At 39.1% G+C, this 19579-nt stretch carries 13 protein-coding genes and 1 pseudogene; 7 read left to right on the top strand and 7 right to left on the bottom strand.

The window, feature by feature from the left end:
- The first annotated feature begins 2 nt into the window (after nt 1–2).
- The 3 genes and pseudogenes from dnaK to OK025_RS09700 all read left to right on the top strand — a co-directional run.
- Nucleotides 3–1907: a molecular chaperone DnaK gene (dnaK, locus tag OK025_RS09710; RefSeq protein WP_075994436.1), complete on the top strand. Its 1905-nt coding sequence runs from the start codon at nt 3–5 to the stop codon at nt 1905–1907.
- Between the two features lie 644 nt (nt 1908–2551).
- Complete coding sequence (locus tag OK025_RS09705) at nt 2552–3787, top strand: carboxypeptidase-like regulatory domain-containing protein (protein WP_317669296.1); 1236 nt, start codon at nt 2552–2554, stop codon at nt 3785–3787.
- A 15-nt stretch (nt 3788–3802) separates the two neighbouring features.
- A pseudogene (locus OK025_RS09700) lies at nt 3803–4912 on the top strand (outer membrane beta-barrel family protein); the annotation flags it as partial.
- 651 nt (nt 4913–5563) lie between these two features.
- Here the strand turns inward: OK025_RS09700 and OK025_RS09695 are convergent.
- The 5 genes from OK025_RS09695 to OK025_RS09675 all read right to left on the bottom strand — a co-directional run bounded on the left by OK025_RS09695 (nt 5564) and on the right by OK025_RS09675 (nt 12503).
- Complete coding sequence (locus OK025_RS09695) at nt 5564–7765, bottom strand: peptidase domain-containing ABC transporter (RefSeq protein ID WP_317669295.1); 2202 nt, start codon at nt 7763–7765, stop codon at nt 5564–5566.
- 2 nt (nt 7766–7767) lie between these two features.
- Nucleotides 7768–8730: a hypothetical protein gene (locus OK025_RS09690; protein WP_317669294.1), complete on the bottom strand. Its 963-nt coding sequence runs from the start codon at nt 8728–8730 to the stop codon at nt 7768–7770.
- 209 nt (nt 8731–8939) lie between these two features.
- On the bottom strand, nt 8940–9911 hold the full coding sequence (locus tag OK025_RS09685) for a hypothetical protein (protein ID WP_317669293.1): 972 nt from the start codon (nt 9909–9911) through the stop codon (nt 8940–8942).
- Between the two features lie 59 nt (nt 9912–9970).
- Complete coding sequence (locus tag OK025_RS09680) at nt 9971–10132, bottom strand: ComC/BlpC family leader-containing pheromone/bacteriocin (RefSeq protein ID WP_317669292.1); 162 nt, start codon at nt 10130–10132, stop codon at nt 9971–9973.
- A gap of 103 nt (nt 10133–10235) precedes the next feature.
- Nucleotides 10236–12503 carry an outer membrane beta-barrel family protein gene (locus tag OK025_RS09675; RefSeq protein WP_317669291.1) on the bottom strand — a complete coding sequence of 756 codons (2268 nt, stop codon included), beginning with the start codon at nt 12501–12503 and terminating at the stop codon, nt 10236–10238.
- 304 nt (nt 12504–12807) lie between these two features.
- Here OK025_RS09675 and OK025_RS09670 point away from each other — a divergent pair, with 304 nt between their 5' ends.
- The 4 genes from OK025_RS09670 (at nt 12808) to OK025_RS09655 (ending at nt 16179) form a co-directional block, all read left to right on the top strand.
- Nucleotides 12808–12951 carry a hypothetical protein gene (locus OK025_RS09670; protein WP_317669290.1) on the top strand — a complete coding sequence of 48 codons (144 nt, stop codon included), beginning with the start codon at nt 12808–12810 and terminating at the stop codon, nt 12949–12951.
- A 293-nt stretch (nt 12952–13244) separates the two neighbouring features.
- Nucleotides 13245–13946 carry a LytTR family DNA-binding domain-containing protein gene (locus tag OK025_RS09665; RefSeq protein WP_317669289.1) on the top strand — a complete coding sequence of 234 codons (702 nt, stop codon included), beginning with the start codon at nt 13245–13247 and terminating at the stop codon, nt 13944–13946.
- A gap of 10 nt (nt 13947–13956) precedes the next feature.
- Nucleotides 13957–15072, top strand: coding sequence for a sensor histidine kinase (locus OK025_RS09660; RefSeq protein WP_317669288.1), 1116 nt, complete (start codon nt 13957–13959; stop codon nt 15070–15072).
- Between the two features lie 18 nt (nt 15073–15090).
- The gene (locus OK025_RS09655) at nt 15091–16179 is read left to right on the top strand and encodes a histidine kinase (protein WP_317669287.1); all 1089 of its coding nucleotides are present in this window, start codon (nt 15091–15093) and stop codon (nt 16177–16179) included.
- On the opposite strand, the gene OK025_RS09650 is transcribed toward OK025_RS09655, so the two are convergent.
- Nucleotides 16166–19186 (bottom strand): lantibiotic dehydratase, encoded by a 3021-nt coding sequence (locus OK025_RS09650; RefSeq protein WP_317669286.1) that lies wholly within the window; start codon nt 19184–19186, stop codon nt 16166–16168. The genes OK025_RS09655 and OK025_RS09650 overlap by 14 nt on opposite strands.
- A gap of 18 nt (nt 19187–19204) precedes the next feature.
- Complete coding sequence (locus OK025_RS09645) at nt 19205–19570, bottom strand: hypothetical protein (RefSeq protein WP_317669285.1); 366 nt, start codon at nt 19568–19570, stop codon at nt 19205–19207.
- Nucleotides 19571–19579 lie beyond the last annotated feature (9 nt).

Here is a 19579-nt window from a genome sequence, read left to right as displayed (position 1 = left end):
ATATGTCTAAAATTATAGGAATTGACTTAGGTACTACAAACTCATGTGTTGCCGTAATGGAAGGTAACGAGCCTGTAGTAATTACGAACAACGAAGGTAAACGTACAACTCCTTCGATCGTAGCTTTCGTAGAAGGTGGCGAGCGCAAAGTTGGGGACCCAGCAAAGCGTCAAGCAATTACTAACCCGCATAAAACTATTTATTCCATCAAACGTTTTATGGGACTTTCATACGATGAAGCTGTGAAAGAAGCTGAACACGTACCTTATAAAATCGTTAAAGGTGACAACAATACACCTCGTGTAGAAATTGATGACCGCAAATATACACCACAAGAGATCTCTGCAATGATTCTTCAAAAAATGAAGAAAACAGCTGAGGATTTCTTAGGTCAAGAAGTAACTGAAGCTGTTATTACAGTTCCTGCATATTTCAACGACGCACAACGTCAAGCAACAAAAGAAGCTGGTGAAATCGCTGGTTTATCTGTAAAACGTATCATCAACGAACCTACAGCTGCAGCTTTAGCTTACGGTTTGGATAAAGCACACAAAGACATGAAAATTGTTGTGTTTGACTGTGGTGGTGGTACACATGACGTTTCGGTATTGGAATTAGGTGACGGTGTATTTGAAGTTAAATCTACTGACGGTGATACACACTTAGGTGGTGATGACTTTGATAACGTAATCATCAACTGGTTGAACGAAGAATTCAAAAGTGAAAACAATGGCTTTGACTTGAAAAAAGACCCAATGGCATTGCAACGTTTGAAAGAAGCTGCTGAGAAAGCGAAAATTGAATTATCAAGCGCAACTTCTACTGAAATCAACTTGCCATATATCACTGCTGATGCAACTGGTCCAAAACACTTAGTTCGTTCATTATCACGCGCTAAATTTGAGGCTTTGGCTGCTGACTTGATCAAGAGAACAATTGCTCCTTGTGAGTCTGCATTGAAAAATGCTGGTTTCAGCAAATCTGATATTGACGAAATTATCTTAGTAGGTGGTTCTACGCGTATCCCTGCAATCGTTGATGCTGTAAAAGCATTTTTCGGAAAAGAGCCTTCTAAAGGTGTAAACCCGGATGAAGTTGTCGCTTTAGGTGCTGCTATCCAAGGTGGTGTATTGACAGGTGAAGTAAAAGACGTTTTATTATTGGATGTTACTCCACTTTCATTAGGTATTGAGACAATGGGTGGTGTGATGACTAAATTGATCGAAGCAAATACAACAATTCCAACTAAAAAATCGGAAACGTTCTCTACTGCTTCAGACAATCAGCCATCTGTAGAAATTCACATCTTACAAGGTGAACGTCCTATGGCAAACCAAAACCGTACTATCGGCCGTTTCCATTTGAATGACATTCCACCAGCTCCTCGTGGCGTTCCTCAAATCGAAGTTACTTTTGATATTGATGCGAATGGTATCATCAAAGTATCTGCAAAAGATAAAGCTACTGGAAAAGAACAAAATATCCGTATCGAAGCATCTTCAGGTTTGTCTGACGACGAAATCAAACGCATGAAAGAAGAAGCTGAAGCAAATGCTGATGCTGACAAAAAAATGAAAGAAGAAGCTGACAAAGTAAATGCAGCTGACGCTTTAATCTTCTCAACGGAGAAACAATTGAAAGAATATGGCGATAAAATTTCAGCAGATAAAAAAGCGCCAATTGAAGCTGGCTTAACAAAATTAAAAGCTGCTTACGAAGCGAAAAACTTTGCTGATATCGACGCTGCTTCTGAAGAATTGCAAAATGCTTGGAATGCTGCCTCTGAAGAAATGTATGCTGCTTCACAAGGCGGTGCACAACAACCTCAAGGTGATGCAGGTCAAGCTCAAGGTGGAAACCAAGGTGGTGATGATGTAACTGACGTAGATTACGAAGAAGTGAAGTAAGGACTGATTAAAATCAATAAAAAATTAAATCCCTTGTAAATTAGATATTTACAAGGGATTTTTACTTTTTGTAATTTTCGAAGATGATCAATTGTGAGCATTTTTTATCAGATATCAATATCATTGAATTTATTATCTAAATTATTACAGAACAACAGTTACCATTTAATTCTTCTTTGGTATGGGCCAATTTAATAAGGCTTCACCGTGTACCAAATATTTTGTTCTCTCCTCCGTTTAAAGATATAGTGCAACTAAAGTACTTTTTTTTAATATGGAATAATTACAGAAAATAATTGTCTTTTAGAAAGTATGATGTGTTTTCTAACAAATAGGGAAAATACTATCTAAGATAAAATCAAACGCTTGCGATTTCTGCAGCGAAACCCAATGATAGTTCCTGTTATAAAAACTATCAGTCATAATATTTTTAGTGGTTCATTCCGTCCGCTGGCTTTTACTAATAATATATGGAGAATTGTGATTATGTTCCATTTCTGTAAAATAGATATGGTCAGATCGTTTGTAGGATAAAATCAGGGGGTTCGTAAAATCTATTTGCCTTCCTTTTGTTTTTAGTAGAATATTGCTCCAGATAAAAATCTGAGCGTTGCTGGGATTTTAGGGAATGAAATTACAAGAAGATGTTTAAGCAAGTTATTATAGTTGTTTTTTGTGTCGGAACTTTCAGTTCAACCGTTTTGGCGCAAGACTTTAAGGTATATGGGAAGATACTGGGCAGTAATGACCGTCCTATAGAGTACGCCTTGGTCGAGGTTTCACAGAATCAAACCGGAATAAGTGGCAAGACACAAACCGATAGTACGGGAATTTTCAGCTTTAAAATCCCACAGGGCGGATATTTGTTGAAGGTTAATGTCGTGGGGAAGAAATTAGATGAACGAAATATTGAAGTCAAAAGTGATCTACAGGTCGGTATCATCAGGGTTGAAAATGAAAATTTACTCGATGAAGTCACTGCCGTGGGTAAAAAGAAACTGGTAGAAAGAAAGATTGACCGTACCGTTTATAACGTTGAAAATTCTATAGCTTCCCAAGGAATGAGCGGTCTGGATGCCGTTAAATCTACACCATTGGTTTCGGTATTTGACAATAAAATATCCATAGTTGGGAAAAGTAGCTTATCGGTCATGATCAATGACCGGCTATTGAATTTAAGTGGAGCAGAACTGACCAGTTACCTTGAATCTCTACGTTCAGATGATATCGCAAAGATTGAGGTCATTACATCTCCTCCCTCTAAATATGATGCAGAAGGTAACAGCGGAATCTTGAATATCGTTTTGAAAAAGAATAAATCTCTTGGTTGGAATGCGTCTTTGACATCAACTTATCAACGTAATCATGAAAATGGCATCAGAAATGGAGCAAACATCAACTTTTCTGCAAAGAAGGTGACCAGTTCCCTGAAACTTAGACAAAGTGATGTAGGCTATAAGCCGCTAGGAACCAGAGATCTGTTAAAAGATGGAATGAGGGTTTCCACCGATGAAACTAGGGTTGATCGTTCACTGTCACTAGGGCTGAACTACAGCTTGGATGTAAAGCTTAATGATCGGTCAAATGTTGGATTGATCTATGATTTCAGCCGATCCAATTACAAAATGGATGCAGGGAATGAGACTAATTATTATACGGAACAAAAGTTGGATTCACTTCTTCACACGAAGTCAAAACAGGATTGGAAGACACCATTGCATCTTTTCAGTCTTTATTATGATCTTAAGCTGGATACCCTGGGTACTAAAGTGACCATTACCGGAAACTTATTGAATAACCATGCTCAAAAGAATAATGATTTTGTAACGACCACAAATGATCTTTCTGATGTAATCAATAATACCAGTATGATGAATTAACAGGTTTATTCCGGTCAGGGGGATTTTTATCGACCTTTCAAGTGGGGAAATATCGAAGCAGGAGCAAAGTATACAGAACTGAAAAATAGATCTGATGTCGGATATTACATCAAAACCAATGGGGAATGGAATGAAGAAGCGAAAAACAGTAATATCTTCAAATATAATGAGTCTAATTATGCCGGATATATCAGTGCCCTCGTTAACATCAATAAATATTGGACTGCCAAGGCAGGTTTAAGATATGAATTTGCGAAATATAATGGAACATCTTCAGATGCTGATGTATTGCCGATTTCAAATAAATATGGAAAGTTCTTTCCCACAATGTATGTTCAATACAAACCAAATAGTGAGAATAATTTCACAATAAGCTTTTCCAGAAGAATAAACAGACCATCCTTTGAATCCCTGAACCCTTTCCGATGGTATACCAATCCTTATATCTACAATAGCGGTAACCCTTCTTTGAAACCCTCTTACAGCAATAATTATGAAATAGGGTATTCCTTCAAAAATAAATTTAATGTTTCATTATTTAGAAGTGAAACCGAGGATGGACGGGTGAACATAGCAAGGTATAATGATGGAATCTACAGTAATATCGTTGAGAATGCATTCGATCAGACCAATACAGGAATAACGCTCAGTTACTACGATACCCTGTTTAAAATTTGGGAAACCTCAGTAAGTGTCAACGGATATAGGATCAAGGTAAAACCAACGGTGGCTGAGATACAGGCTACGGCACAGAGCAGCCTTTTTTATGATGTCAAGAATACGATCGCACTCAATAAAGAGAAGAGCTATTCAGTTTTAGTCAATTTCTGGCAGAGCTTCCCATATAATTATGTCGCTACAAAAATGAAGGGACAATTTGAAACAGCTCTCGGCGTGAAGGCAAATTTACTTGAAAAGCAGCTACAGGTTAGTTTGGTAGCCAATGATGTTTTTAGAACAATCAAGAATAGAGGCTATACTTCCTATAATGGGTATAGCGATGAGTTCAATCAATACAATGACCATCGTCGGGTTGTATTGTCCGTTACCTATGCATTTGGCAATACAAAATTAAAGCAGAACAATAGATGGATCAAATTCGAGGAAAAAGACAGAGCTAACTAGTGATCGACGCCGGTGGTCGGTAGGTATACAAAAATTACATGTAAGGAGAATCCTGAAAATCCTTTAAATAGAGTAGGGAATAACTTTTTTAAAATCAAAATTTATGAAAACAAAATTTTCAAAATTGAACTTGGACAAAAAAACAATTTTGGTAACCGGGAACTGACCAGTCGACCAGGGAAAAGGAAATAGCACAGCAAAAAAACAGGGCAGTCCTTTCCCACAAAAATCAGGTAATTATCAGCTCCACCTATGCTTCTGAATATGCCCAAAGAAATATCAGGGGGACCAATGCCAGATGCAGGGGCTAAAATATAATTCCTCGGTGAAAATCCTGGGATCTATCCAATAATCTAACGTCCGCCATAGTCTATATCCACTAGCAACTATTTTATTCCCTAACGTAGATTCAACCTGCTAAAGACTTCCTCCCCGTATGTTACGCTTAAAGGAATGTTCTTGATGCTTTCCACGTATAACTAATTTCTCCGCGCCAACGGCCTTCACCAAGCTGACATTAACTATAAATGATTTAGGTATAAGCATAAATCTGTCCTAAGGTAATATCTTGATGTTTTTTTCTCTAAGGAATTAATTGTCAGGTGCTTCTTCGCAACCGTATTGATTTTTATATATTCGCGTTCTCCTTAGCTATCTTCCCAGCTCAAGTTGATTTCTGACTAGGTTATAATAAGCTCCCTCAGTCTTTATCAGTTCCAGATGAGTGCCTATTTCGACGACCTTGCCCTTCCTTAGGACAACGATCTGATCGGCATCCTTTACCGTTGAAAGACGGTGTGCAATGATGATCACGGTTCTTCCCCGGAAGAAGCTTTGCAGATGGCTATGGATCACCCTCTCATTCTCAGCATCCAGAGCGGACGTCGCCTCATCAAAAAACAGATACTCGGGATCATCATATACAGCCCTGGCAATCATGATCCTTTGCCGCTGGCCTCCTGAAACTCCCAATCCCGTTGCTCCGATTAAAGTCTTCTCCCTCATCGGAAGCCCGTAGATGAAATCGTCAATGTTGGCCAGTTTGATGGCATAATCAAATCTTTCTCTCTCTATTTCCACGTCATCGCATGCAATATTTCGCTCAATGGTGTCAGAGAAAATGAAACCATCCTGCATGACCACACCGCTTTTTGACCGTAGGCTTTTTGGAGAGATATTCCTACTGTCCTGATTGGAGTACCATATCTCGCCGTCGGTTGGATCATAGAGCTTCAGAAGCAATTTCATCAGCGTCGTTTTCCCGCTACCACTTTCTCCGACAATGGCCGTGATCTTTCCTTTGGGAATATGCAGATCAATATCCTCCAATGCACTGGCTCCCTCAGAGTTCCCATAGGAAAATGACATTTTCTTTATCTGGATTCCATGGAATGTATCTACACCATCACCTTCTTTAATTTCATTGTTAAACAATTCCATTCCCGACCTTTCTTCCTCCTCCAGCAACTGTATCTCACGAAGTCTCTCCATACTCAGTTTGGCATCCTGAAGTGACCGGAAAAAGGTGACCAATTGATTTATGGGCCCGTTCAATTGTCCAACAATGAAGGAAATGCTGATCATCACGCCAAGCGTCAGCTCACCTTTGATTACCCAATAGGCCGTCAGGAATGTAACAATGACATTCTTGAATTGATTGATGAATTCAAACCCTGAGACTTGAAGCTGTTCAACCTTCAGAATTTTGATGTTTACCGCAAGGAGCTTTTCCTGTATCTCGGTCCATTGCCTTGAAATATGCTCCTCCAATGAGTTGAGTTTCAAATCCGTCACTCCACCTACCATTTCATAGACCGCTTGTTGATTCTCACCTTTTATCTGGAAACGATGATGGTCCATCATCTTTCTTTTCTTCATCCAATATAGGGACCAAAGCAGTGAAACACCAGTCAATACCATATATAATGAGAGTAAATGCGGTTTATAATGAAATAATATGACAAGATAGGCCGCAAATGTAACTGCCGAAAACAACGTAACTGTACTTTGAGATGTCAAGAAGGTCTCCACGCGACCGTGATCCACTATCCGCTGGCTGAAATCACCATGCAGTCTTCCATCGAAATATTTTAACGGAAGCTTCAACGTCTTTTTTATGAATTCAGAAATGATGTCGATGTTGATCTTGGTACCCAGTAACAGGGTAATCCAATTCCTCATTACGCTGATTATGATCGTCCCTGAGAAAAATGCAACCTGTGCCATCAAGATATTGGTAGTGAATGAAAGGTCTTTTTTACCTATACCCTCGTCAATCAGCCTCTGTGTCAGAATAGGTAGTCCGATTGAAATCAACGTCCCGCTCAAAAGCAATATAACCATCCACATGACCTGTTTCCAATAAGGAATCAGATAATGCAGCAGGTAAGCGGCTGTAATGGATCTGCTTTTGGGAAAATCACTCTCCATGAATCCCTCCGTGGGCGATAGGAACAATGCTATACCTTTCTTTCCGTCATTCACCCAGTTCTCCTCTAATTTATCTTCATCACAACGATAGGTTCCATATCCTGGATCCGCAATCCTGAAATATCTTTTATTGCGAAGCGATTTCTCTATCCGATACAGAACCACATAATGATTATTATTCCAGTGAAGGATACAAGGTAAATGACAATTGTCCAGCTGCTGCAGAGATAATTTCACAGACTTGGCGTCATATCCCAGTTCCTGGGCCACGTTCCTTAGGCTCCACAATGATACACCATCCTTTCCTACGATGCAGCGTTCACGGATATAGGTTAAATCAATGTTTTTCCCATAAGACAATGAAATGGTAGCCAGGCATGCAGGAGCACAGTCCATCTGGTTGAGTTGAAAAACTACCTTCATTATTACGGGATATCTACTGTAAATAGGTTTCCGACCTTTCTTAGACTGTCAGTATATACCCTGCAATACCGTAACGCGTCCCCCTGATACTCAATGACCCGATCCGGACAGGCTTCCCATATCTCTTTGTAGTCAGTAGATTCAAGAATATCCTTGATTTCAGAGGAATTGACATTACCGAATGTTTTGTTGAACAGAAGGTCATTCTTAAGGTCTCCATTCCTATCAATGACCACCTTTCTATTGAAATATGGATGGAATTCCTGTGCCTCCATGAAATATTTGGTGTTGATAATGTATTCGTCACCATCTATTTGAAGGCTCCTGTCATCAATGGAAGCCTCAGTGAACGCAATGTTCGGGCCATGCAATTCCATTGGATGCAAAGGTGCGTTGAAGACCAGGATGCATTCCAGCTTTTCGTTCTTATCAAAAAGATCTCCCAGTTCCTGTTCAATATCCGGAACATACTCAAGTAATAGACTGATGGAACGTATCCCCGAAAAGGAAAGTCCCTTCAGGACCTTCCGCAAAAAGCTCATATCGGTATCGAACACCCTTATTTCCAAAAAATTGCAACCTAGCCCATCAAGCTCCCTCAAAGTTCTTTCCAGATCATATTTCCTGTCTTTGCAATCATATTCCAGAACAGCGGTCATGACTTCATATGGTACCATCCATTGCTTATCCATTGGCGGAAACTGTTCCGGATTGCTAAGAAACATTCCCAAATGATTCCTCTCCAAGAACTGTAGATATTTGTCATATTGTTCTCTATCGGCATCCGATGAGATCTGTTCGCGTAGGCCACCAATGGAATTGTGCCTGAGGGCTTCGATTATTTCAATCAAGGAGCCTGGCACAAACGTGATCCTACCCTTATGCAGATTATATATTGCACTTTTGTCAGAACCTTTTACGGCAATATTGTGCGAATAAAGCACATAGAAATCATTTTCTTTCATTTGAATCAAAAAAAATCGAATAGTTGATGGTCGAGAAAACCTTATAGCACGAATAATTGATGTAGTTGCTCGTGCGATGCCTGGCTGACTTGCTGAAGCGGTTGCCTTTATAGAATTCCTTTATCGAGTTTGTCTTGTCACAATACATGAATCTGTAATGAGGGGCTACCTGCCTTAAAAGGTCCTGATCCTCAATGATAGTATTATTCTTAGGATGCTTTGTGCTCATAATCTAATTCCTTGCTGATTTCATAATCGAGATAATAATTGCAGTAATCACTTGGTGCAAGATATTGCCCAACGGGATTGACTTCCAGGAAGCAATATCCTTCCGAGGTTTTCAGAAAATCCAATGAGCCGGTATTCAAATCCGCTTTTCCCATGAAGTCCCTTATCTTTTCCTCCAGCTCAGCTGGTAACTGATATCGGACCCAATGCAATGAGTCAGATTTATAGTTCATCTTCAGGTCAATGTTTCTATCTGTACCATCATATATGGCAGCAGTGGAAAATATTCTACCATTCAAATAGAATACGCGGACTTCATAATGGGAGTCAACGGCTTGCTGAAATAATGTTGGGAAAAAGTACGCTGGAAGTTCACCGATCATTGCGCCATCATATCCTGTAGTCTGGACGGAATAAGAAATGCTTCCATTGGTGAAGTATTTGGAAAAATAAATGGGCTTGCTGATGACTTTTTCCTCACTTGATGAGTAGAATTCATCCAATATCCTTTTCGAATTCGTCACGATCGTATGTGGACATTTCATTCCGGCTTTCTTTGCAAGATCCAGGTATATGAGCTTGTTCTCACCTGCTATGGGTTTCATAGGCAAGTGTACCTTGTCTTTGAACAAATACCTTAGATAAGTGACCAGTGTCTCCAGCTCCGATTTGGACTCAAATTCTAGCTGCTTCGTTATCCGGTCATATCTTACGTCCTTGAAAAGCCTTTCCGTCAGATAAAAACGCCTGTACCAAATCACCTTTACCTCTTTCTTGATGCTTACGCCATCTATCAGTATGTCCTCATTAAGGATGTCTATTTCGTAGGGAATCCTCTTACTTAACAGATCCTCATAATGCACCACAAGGAAACGGCTTTTGTTGAACAGCATCCAATCGAGGACAGCTGCGGTTCCTTGTTCGTATAACTTAGTTGTAAGTACTAGAATCATATTGTATTTCAAATAAGGGATATAGCTTGCTACGGCTATATCCCAAGGTTATCGGTTCATTAACCTACTGGTTCCAAATCGTCATCAGGGTTTGTTGTTGCATGATCGTCATCGCTAGAATCTGACTCTACTGTTGATCCAGCAACTAAACCACCTTTGATTGTTTTGATTTCTTGTTCGTTCATTACTTCGAACTCATTAAGGCTCTCTAAATTCTTCATTGTAATTAGATTTAAAAATTATTAATTATCACCAAAGTTTAAGTACGTTGGGTGTTCTTGGTACAAGTTTGCAAACTATATCTTGGTTGGATTTCAAGATGGTTCAATCAGCTCTACTGACTTCCTTGAAATCAACATTCTTGACTTTATTCTTATTGGTTTTCTTTCCAAATTTATAGACGAGGCTCAGCGTCACGTTCCGCGCATCATAATAATTATTGAAACTCTGTAGATTATCCTGGAAATAGTTATCTCCTTTTCCCTTTAACTGTTTGAATACATCATTCGCCACGAGGGATGCCGTCAATTTCTTTTCAAAAAGGAATGATTTGACTCCAATCTGGAATGCTCCCCTGCTTCGCGAAATTGAATTACCACGCTTTGATGGCAGATTCATCCAGTAATTCGTCAAAATGAAATATGTCTTATCCTTGTTCAACGACATCGTATTGGAAGTCGAAAAACTGGCACCTGCACCGGATTGCGCCAACATTTCAGCTAAATGAACCCTTGAGGTGGAATAGGAAAGATCAACGGCGTTATTACTTTCCCACCACGGCAACAGTTTATCTGCATAAGTAAGGTTTAACCCATATGTATTGCGATCAAAGAAATTCTCATAGATACTGACCTGATCTATTTTGTTCAATCTTGAGACCTGTTTGTAACCATCCAAGGTAAGTTGATAATAAAGACTGCTGGAAAACCGTCCCTTCAACAAGTATGACAACTCAAAATTATGACTGTAGGAAGGCCTCAGCTGAGGATTTCCCGTACTGTAGTTATTGGGAGTCGAATACCATCTGAATGGGTCCAATTCCCTGAACCCAGGTCGGTCTATTCGCTCTGAGTATGATAAGGTAAAGGAATGATCAGCACTTGGCTTATAGTTGATGAAGGCATTGGGGAACAATTTCCCATAGTTGGACACGTTTCTATTTCCCGTGGAAATGGATAATCCGTCAACCCGGGAATACTCGTAACGCAGACCAAGCTGCAAGGACCATAGATCTCCCAAATTTCTTGAGGCGCTTACATATGTGGCATAATTCACTTCGGAATAGTCGAAAAGGTTCGAACGGGACGCATCAATGACAAGTTCACTTCCGATCCGGTTGAAGTAGCCAACCGAGGAATTATTCTTGAACCTTGTATATTTCAATCCCATTTCAAGTTTTGCAAAGCTTCGGGGCAATACAAGGTCGCCTTGAGTCGACCATATCCTGTACCTTACCTCCGAGTCATTATAGACATCTGATACGGAATCAGTTATGCTGTCGACGGTGTACAGATTCACTTTATTCCGAGGGCTCCTCGCGTAATAGTTCGTAGAAAAGCTCAATTTATCACCCTGTTTTCCCAGGTTCAGGTCGTAGTAGAGATTCAAGGTATGTGATGGCGTTTTCCTTCCATGCTGTGACTCCGTGTCCATTGAATTGGTCATCACTTCATCGGATTCATACCGGTTATGCTCAGTAATTGCCTTTTGGTCATTATCCATGCCCAGGTTATAAATGAGTCCGATCTTACTGTTTTTGCCCAATTTATAGTCTACACCAAAATTTAGTCCCAACCCCTTGTAACTGTCCTTCCTCCTGGTATGGCCGAACGAGCTGTAATGCCCCAGATTTTGAAAATTCTCCGCAGCCCTGTTTCTGTCATTGAAATAGCTGGCCTTAAAGGTGGTTACCAAATTCTCATTGCTGTAATTCAACCCCAAGAACTCCGCGATACCCAGATAGGAATTCTGTAATGCCCGTGAACTTACATATCCGTCGAATCCCGATTTCGTACTTCTTTTTAATTGGATGTTGATCATACCGCTATTTCCCTGTACCTCATATTTTGCAGGGGGAACTGTAAGTACTTCAATCCTTGCGATATCATCGGATCTTAACGACCTCAGATAATTGCTCAATTCCGTCCCTGACATGTGAACTATCCGCTCATTGACCATGACCGAGACACTGCCCTTGCCAACTATTCCTATCCCACCCCCCTCATCTACCTTGACAAGCGGTGTGATCGAAAGGGCCTCCAGTGCACTTCCACCGGACGCAGCCGCAGACCTATCGACATTGAATACCAAACGATCGACCTTACGTTCCAACAATGGAAGTTTTTTTTCAATGACAACGGTCTCTAGTTGCTTAGTATTATCGATATATATGTCTCCAAGAACTGAATCTTGATTCAATTCAATGACTTTGTCAGATAACATGGTTCCAAATTGTTCGATCCTGAGTTTATATTTCCCAGACTTTCCATTTATTTTGAATATCCCCAAACTATCGGTAGCTCCCATGTAAGTAAGGACATCCTGTGCGCCATATAATTTTACCGAAGCATACTGTATTGGAATATTCTTCATATCAAGAACCCTCCCTTGAATGGATAGTTCTTGTGCGATAGCTATTTGTGATATCCCGACACCCAGAAAAATTATACAAACTTTAAGCATTGTTTTTAATATAATTGTTAGACCAAATATCGTCTTGAAACCTTTTCCATTTTTCATCTAGGACTTGTTCCCCGTGATATTTTCGTAGTACAATTTTGAGGCATTCATCCGGAAAAATCAATTTATTTTTACGAACAGCATCATTTGATACCACGAATACAGCTTCGTGATCCATTAATTCCTGTGGGTAATATATTGGGGAAACCTTATACGGATGATCCTTGAATCTTCCTTCAGTAATGATATCAATCCGTGGACCTGTCACCATTCATTGGATGAACTGTCGGATATCGTGGCCATATCTAAAATATCGGCGTTATTAAGGAATGAGGGCCTGACCGATAGTGGTAGTCACTGATAGAAGTCCCATAACTGGTTGTTTTAGCCATTCCTTTACTTCGATTGACTATTTTCAGATGTTCGGCACCATTTTTTAACAGCATACCATCCCCGTGGCTGGAAGATTAATGAAGTTGATCAGTAGTTAATTTTATCCGATTGTGTCACTTAAACGATGAATTATCTTGTATGTTAAGGAATTTTAATATCTTGTCGGCTCTAATATTTATTACAATTGCTAAATCGGTCTGCGGATCTAGTTCTGTCCATGAAAAACAGCAGTAATAAAGAACGCTATATTGAAAAAATTGTATGATAAATTGTATTTTGATTGAGGATGAACCGTTGGCAAAGCAAGGAATCGAAAAACATGTTATGCAGATCCCATTCTGCAATTTAAAAGCAAGTTTTGAAAATGGAATTGAAGCCCTTTCCTATTTAATGGATAATGAGGTTGATCTTATTATTTCTGATATAAATATGCCTGGGTTAAATGGCATGGAATTCCTCAAAAGTTTAGTGAAGAGACCCTATTTTATCTTTATTACGGGTATGGCTGATTATGCCGCTGAGAGTTATGATCTGGAGGTCTTTGACTTTATTAGAAAGCCCTATACCTTTGATCGATTGTTGAAATCGCTGGTTAGATTAAACGATGTGATTTCTAGGCAAGATCAGGAATCTGTGAAACAACAGACAGGCTGTTATAATTTACGCGATAAATATATGAACTATCTTATTCCGTATGAGCTTATTCAGTTCATCGAGGGTGATAGAGAATATATAAAAATAAATACGGTTGAGAAGGAGTATTTGACCATAAACTCACTTAAGAAAATCATTGAGTTTCTGCCCAGTGATATATTTCTGCGGGTCCATAAATCCTATATCATAAACATTAAATTGGTTCGGGCCGTCGGACCCGACAAAATAGTAATGAAAGGCAGTATCAAAGATATTCCTTTAGGATCTACATATAGGGAGGAAGTCTTTAAAAAAATGAATTTACGATAATTCCAAAAATATGAAGGGAAAGGTTATCAGGGACTGGTTTGAGGGTTTTGCCGGAATCAAGTTTTTTAATGCAATCCTTTTGATCGTCGTTTCTTTTATTTTCCTATTGGCCTATAACGACGCGATTGGAGATACTCCATACATGTATCTATTTGTTGCCAAAGATGTTTGTATATTTTTGATCTGTTTCTTTTTGTGGCCAGATAAGGGTATCAGTGCTAATTATTCATTAGCCAGGACGTTTTTTCTTCTTGCGGCCTGGTTTCTGACATTCTATGTCTTCTGGATATTGTTGACTTATGCGGTGAGTTATTTATTTCGATCCATTGCTACCGATTATAATGCGCATTTTGACGTTTTCCTTAATTATGTACTTGCAAAGGGGCCCCTTAGGATGATTATTGATTTTTTGCGTTTTGGTCCGGACTTTATGAGTATTTTTATACTGGCATTGGGACCGCGATGGATGAAGTTTGCGGTGGATGAAAAAATTACCAATTATAGGCGCGAAAGCCAAAATCTGGAGTTGGAACTGAATTTTCTGCAATCCCAGATAAATCCACACTTTCTATTCAATACGTTGAATAATATCTATCTTCTTCTGGATTTTGATGCGGAAAAGGGAAAGGAAATGGTTTTTAGGTTAAGTACATTGATGCGTTATAATGTATATGAGTCCAAAAATGAGACCATTGATCTTGACAAAGAACTGGATTTCATAATAGATTTCCTATCCCTGATGCGGCTTAGGTATGGCAACAAAGTAAAGGTCATATCAGAAATTTCCAGACTGGCAGAAAGATATTCCGTCATACCGCTTTTAATGATCTCATTCATAGAAAATGCATTTAAGCACGGCCCGGATAAGAATCCAACCAACAATTTTGTATCTGTCAAGGTTAAGGTTGTTGATGGATATTTATATATGAATGTTGAAAACAAATTTTGTGACCTAGGTAAAGCAGGGGAAAGTAAAAGCCGGACAAAATATGGGGGTATCGGAGTAATGAATGTGAAACGGAGGTTAGAGTTATACCACTCCGGTCGTTACGATCTGGATATAGATAAAAAGGGCAATTTATTTTGTGTCAATATGAAGATTCCATTAATTACGACCGGGAACTGATCGAAATCAAAGAACTGCATGAAAAAATTCATCTTCACAAAAAACCAGGTTGTTTTTCAGGTTGTATTTTGGGGTTTTATTTTTACATTTTACTCTCTTCACTATCATAGATTGGTAAGTGATTTTAAAATCTTCCTTCTTTTCAGTGCAAAGGATCTTCTGATCGCTATGCTCAGTTTTTATTTTTGGCCTGAGAAACTATTTAGAAAGAACATGATGAGCCTTAGGCTATGTGCTGTTATTGTGTTCTGGATTGCCGCGATTTTCGTGACCTGGGCATTTATAACCTATTTTTTATGTTATACTTTAAGGATACACGATGAATCTTACTCTTATCGGTTCGAACAATATTTAAATGACTTTGTTGGAATGGGATTTTGGAGAGTGTTGATGGAATGGCGCTCATTTGCCTATGAGATTTTGGTACTTTTCCTATTGTCTGTCAGCCCTCGTTTTTTCAGGATGATCGTTTCCGAGAATATCAATAAAGCCAAGCTGGAGAGGGAAGAAACGGAATGGGAAGTCAACGTTTTAAAGTCAGAAATCAATCCACCTTTACTTTTTAATACGTTAAATCATATTTATTACCTGTTGGATGTGGATATCAATAAAGGAAAAGATCTGATTATCCATTTGTCAAATTTGATGGGCTATACACTTTATGATTCGAAGAATGAATATATCGAAGTGTCCCGTGAAATTGAAGCGGTAGAGGATTATCTGTTATTGATGAAAAATTTTTTTGACAAACGGATACACATTACATGGGAGATCCTCAGAATGGACGAGCCCTATATCATCCGTCCTCTTCTTATCATTCCAATCATAAATGATGTGCTTAAAAAAGGTGATCGAGATTCCGGAAATGCTGATGTCGATATCAGCATCGATATAGTAAATGATCATTTGATACTGGACATTTACAGGAGAAATTTAAATGAATTCTCTAAGGGAAGGGAGACGGAGTACTATATGGATGAGGAAATGAATCTGTATCATGCTAGAAAGCGGTTGAACCTCTATTATAAGGATAGATTTGAAATCGTAGATACAGGTATGCCGGGGTCACGTTATTTAAACTTGAAATTAAACCTTAAATCATTTTAGAAGTGGAGTGCCCTGATACCGATTTATAATATTGGGCAGTATAGCTGTATATTACCATTTCATTGGCACGGTGATCTGTGCTGAACAACCTGTTGAGAAACATGTGAACAATACTTCCTATTGCAGAGCGCAGAAAGTCCATTTGTTTTTTTTTAAGGGGCTTTAATACTTTTCGAACAGCGGATTCATGTTGGCTAAAAATTATTTCAGTTGTCTCTTTATCATCTGCATCTAAGTGAAGGAAAGATTGAAGAATTTCTTTATGTGTTCTATAGAAGTTGTTGATCTGCCTGACATCATTTTTTGATACAGATAATTCCAATTTTAGATTTTCTGCCCAGCGGCTACTGAACAGGATCCGGTCCTTGATATCGACATTAAAAGAATTGAATAAGGAATCAATTCCTTTAATGGCAGCTAGCCATTGGAAATGAGTCCCGCTATTACCTTCTGAACCGAGTAATCTCAAAACCATCGTACTGTTTAAAGCAAAAATTGACTCGGCTATTTCGATCGTTTCCAATCCATATCGCTCCAGCTCCCTTTCATAAGTATCATATTGAATACTCAGTATTTTATTGGTTTCGATTAAAGGATTGAGCTGGGTCTGGAAGATTTCCGTCGTTGCCTGAAATGCGTTGCGGAACGATTTCGGATGATGGAACCTTATTCTAAGATGTGGAGCAGGGTCGTTGAATCTAACAAAGAACCATTTATCAACGATTCCTTTCTTCTGCAATTGATCCGCTATGTGGTCTATGCTTGTGAGGAGGATTTCATCCATAACCGAAGAGATGCAGTACAGTTTCATATAGGACCATCTGCTTCCCGGAGGAAAAGTACGTGTAGGTGAATGCTGTGGAACTACCGTTTGCGGGGCAGGCACATCGATACTTTCAATCTTTGACCTGAAAGGAATGACCAGTTCATTTAAGAAGCTCTGTTTTTTGTTGTTTCTCAGGATAGGTTCCCCTGGCGCGAAGAATTCATAAAGGATAACAGCTCCCTTTCTTAGCTTTCCACACAGTATACGCTGCCCCAGGGTAGTCCGGAGATCAATGTATAGTTCGTTATCTCCCTCTGCGATAAGTACAATATGATCGAGCTTATAATTTTCGATTAGAACATTGATCAGATCATGATCCGGTTTTTTGATAATCTGCTTCTCTATGTACCAACGGGCTCTTGAAAGAACAAGGTGTTTGTAGGTAATACGTGGTAGAAATGCGTTTTTTTCAAGTTCTTTCCAATTCCATCGAAATGAATTAGGGGCATATTGAAATTGGAGATCACCAAAGAATCTATAAATAGGATTGCCTCTTTTATAGTTATGGGCTGAGGAAATTCTCGGTATAATGTATTTACCGAGTCTTAATGAGCGCAGATAGATTTTATTATTTTTTACCGAAATCACGATATCCTGAAGTGGAATCTGGAATTCCTTAGTTTTTGAGGAGTTTCCTAATAAAGGTATTTCATAAGGGTAAAAATCTGGACGGCACAGGATATTGGAATCCTTTTCATGGGGAGTATGTGCTATTTCCGCAACAATGAAATCTTCGTAAGCCTGCTGGTCCTGTACTGCACACTCCTGTAATTTTTCTTTCAGGACGGGGTCGATTTCAGCAAAGCGTGCCATCATTGTTATGCTTGATGCCCCTCCCCAGGATTTCAGCTGAAATGAGAAATCCTCCGCGTTTCCAGAATTTGGATGCAGGGTGCCAAAAGCGAATGATGTAGCAGGGTTATGGATCTCTGTGTTTTCAGAAAGCTTAATTTCTGAGGTGTCTAGCTCAATGCTCCTTTTATTGGCTATTAACCCTTTGTTTATTTGACTTCGGATTGATCTCTTTGGGAGTGGCACCGTGAGCAGTGTCAGCGATTTTAATAGAGGATTCGCGGCTCTATATTGTTCTGTTTTGTCCCCGTATCCAATGGAAATATCTGAATCCATAACCTCAAGTAAAGGGACTTCCTGCAAATCATATTTTGCGATGAATTGCTTTTTGAAGAATTCAATCTCTGGCACCTCAATTGGTTCGGCGAAAGGAATGAGTTCTGATAATTCCTTAGCTATTATACCCATTAAGTTTCGATCAATATTCACTTTTACCGGAATGAACTGTCTGTTTATTTCCAGTTCCGGTAGCAAGTTTTCTTCGGTTTCCTGAGAAAGGTTCTCCCAGTGTAGAAGCATCTCAGCGGCATTGTGATCAATTCTGTATGATACGTTAGCGGCTAATTTGCTTAGCGGGGAAGGCAAGGGCAAATTTGACAGGAGTTTTCTATACCTGTTTCCGGAAAGAGAAGGCTCAATGTCTGATATTAGAAATTCCGAATAAATTAACTGGTTGATATAATGTTGTGCTGCTATTTGGTTTAATCCATTTTTTACAAGGTAATTGGCTAGTCCTTGATATGTACTTCCTTGACTGACCTTTTTATACACTAATTTCAAAAGAGGATTTACTTTTATTTTTACTCTATTTATCGCTGCGTCCTCAGACGCCGACTTCTGTGCATATCTGAAGTGCCCTTCATGGTAAAATAGAGTGGAATTTCTGTGGATCAGCAGTTTGTTTAAGCTGTCAGTCAATGCACTTCCGCTGAATTTTTTCGCAAGGAAAGAGGCTCCTAACCGTGAATGTATCTTAGTGGTGGACTCTATCTCCAAATGAGTTGTTTCCTTTGAGACGGTTCCTATCGCAGTACCGGCAGATATGCCAAAAGGAGTTGCTCTTGTGGCCATTCTGGAAATATATTTGTAGAGAGTAGAAAGATGTTTCTCCTCAAGTACTGAGCTGCCTATTAGCCAGGATTGAATGTTTCTTCCAAAATGTTGGGAGGATACAATTATGGCGTTTAGAATCTCCGGGTTCTGATGGAATAATGAACGGAAGGCAGTCTTTAATTCCTGATCTGATCTGGATTTATTGATTTCTTGAAGTGAATTGAGTGGTAAGGAAGGAGCGCGCAGTAAAAAAAAACCACAGTGAAATAATTTCATGAATATTTTTGTTTGAGATTATAGACCGTCAATAATTCTATTAATACAATTATTAAATGTTTCTGCTGAAAAAGGCTTGTTAAGTTCTACATATTTGAACTTTAAAAGATGGTCCTCAATTTTTGGAAAGACAATAAGTGGAAGTACCGAGGTTATTACAATTATGGTGTTCTTTGGAATCAGCACCAAAACCTTTGGGATATTTGATGCTCCGGGAATGCAGTAGTCAAGGAATAAAATCCGAGGCTGAAAATCAGATATGGATGTATAGAATTCATCCATATCTGTTATGACACATTCAAGCTTAAGTCCGGAATTGTTATTAACATATTGAGAAATCTGCCTTATAGCCAGTGGCTCATCTTCGATTAATATGCAATTCATGACCATTAT

The sequence above is a fragment of the Sphingobacterium sp. UGAL515B_05 genome, from assembly GCF_033097525.1.
Taxonomy (GTDB): Bacteria; Bacteroidota; Bacteroidia; order Sphingobacteriales; family Sphingobacteriaceae; genus Sphingobacterium.
Note: the sequence above shows the minus strand (reverse complement) of the source record. Positions and strands in the feature narration are given on the sequence as shown.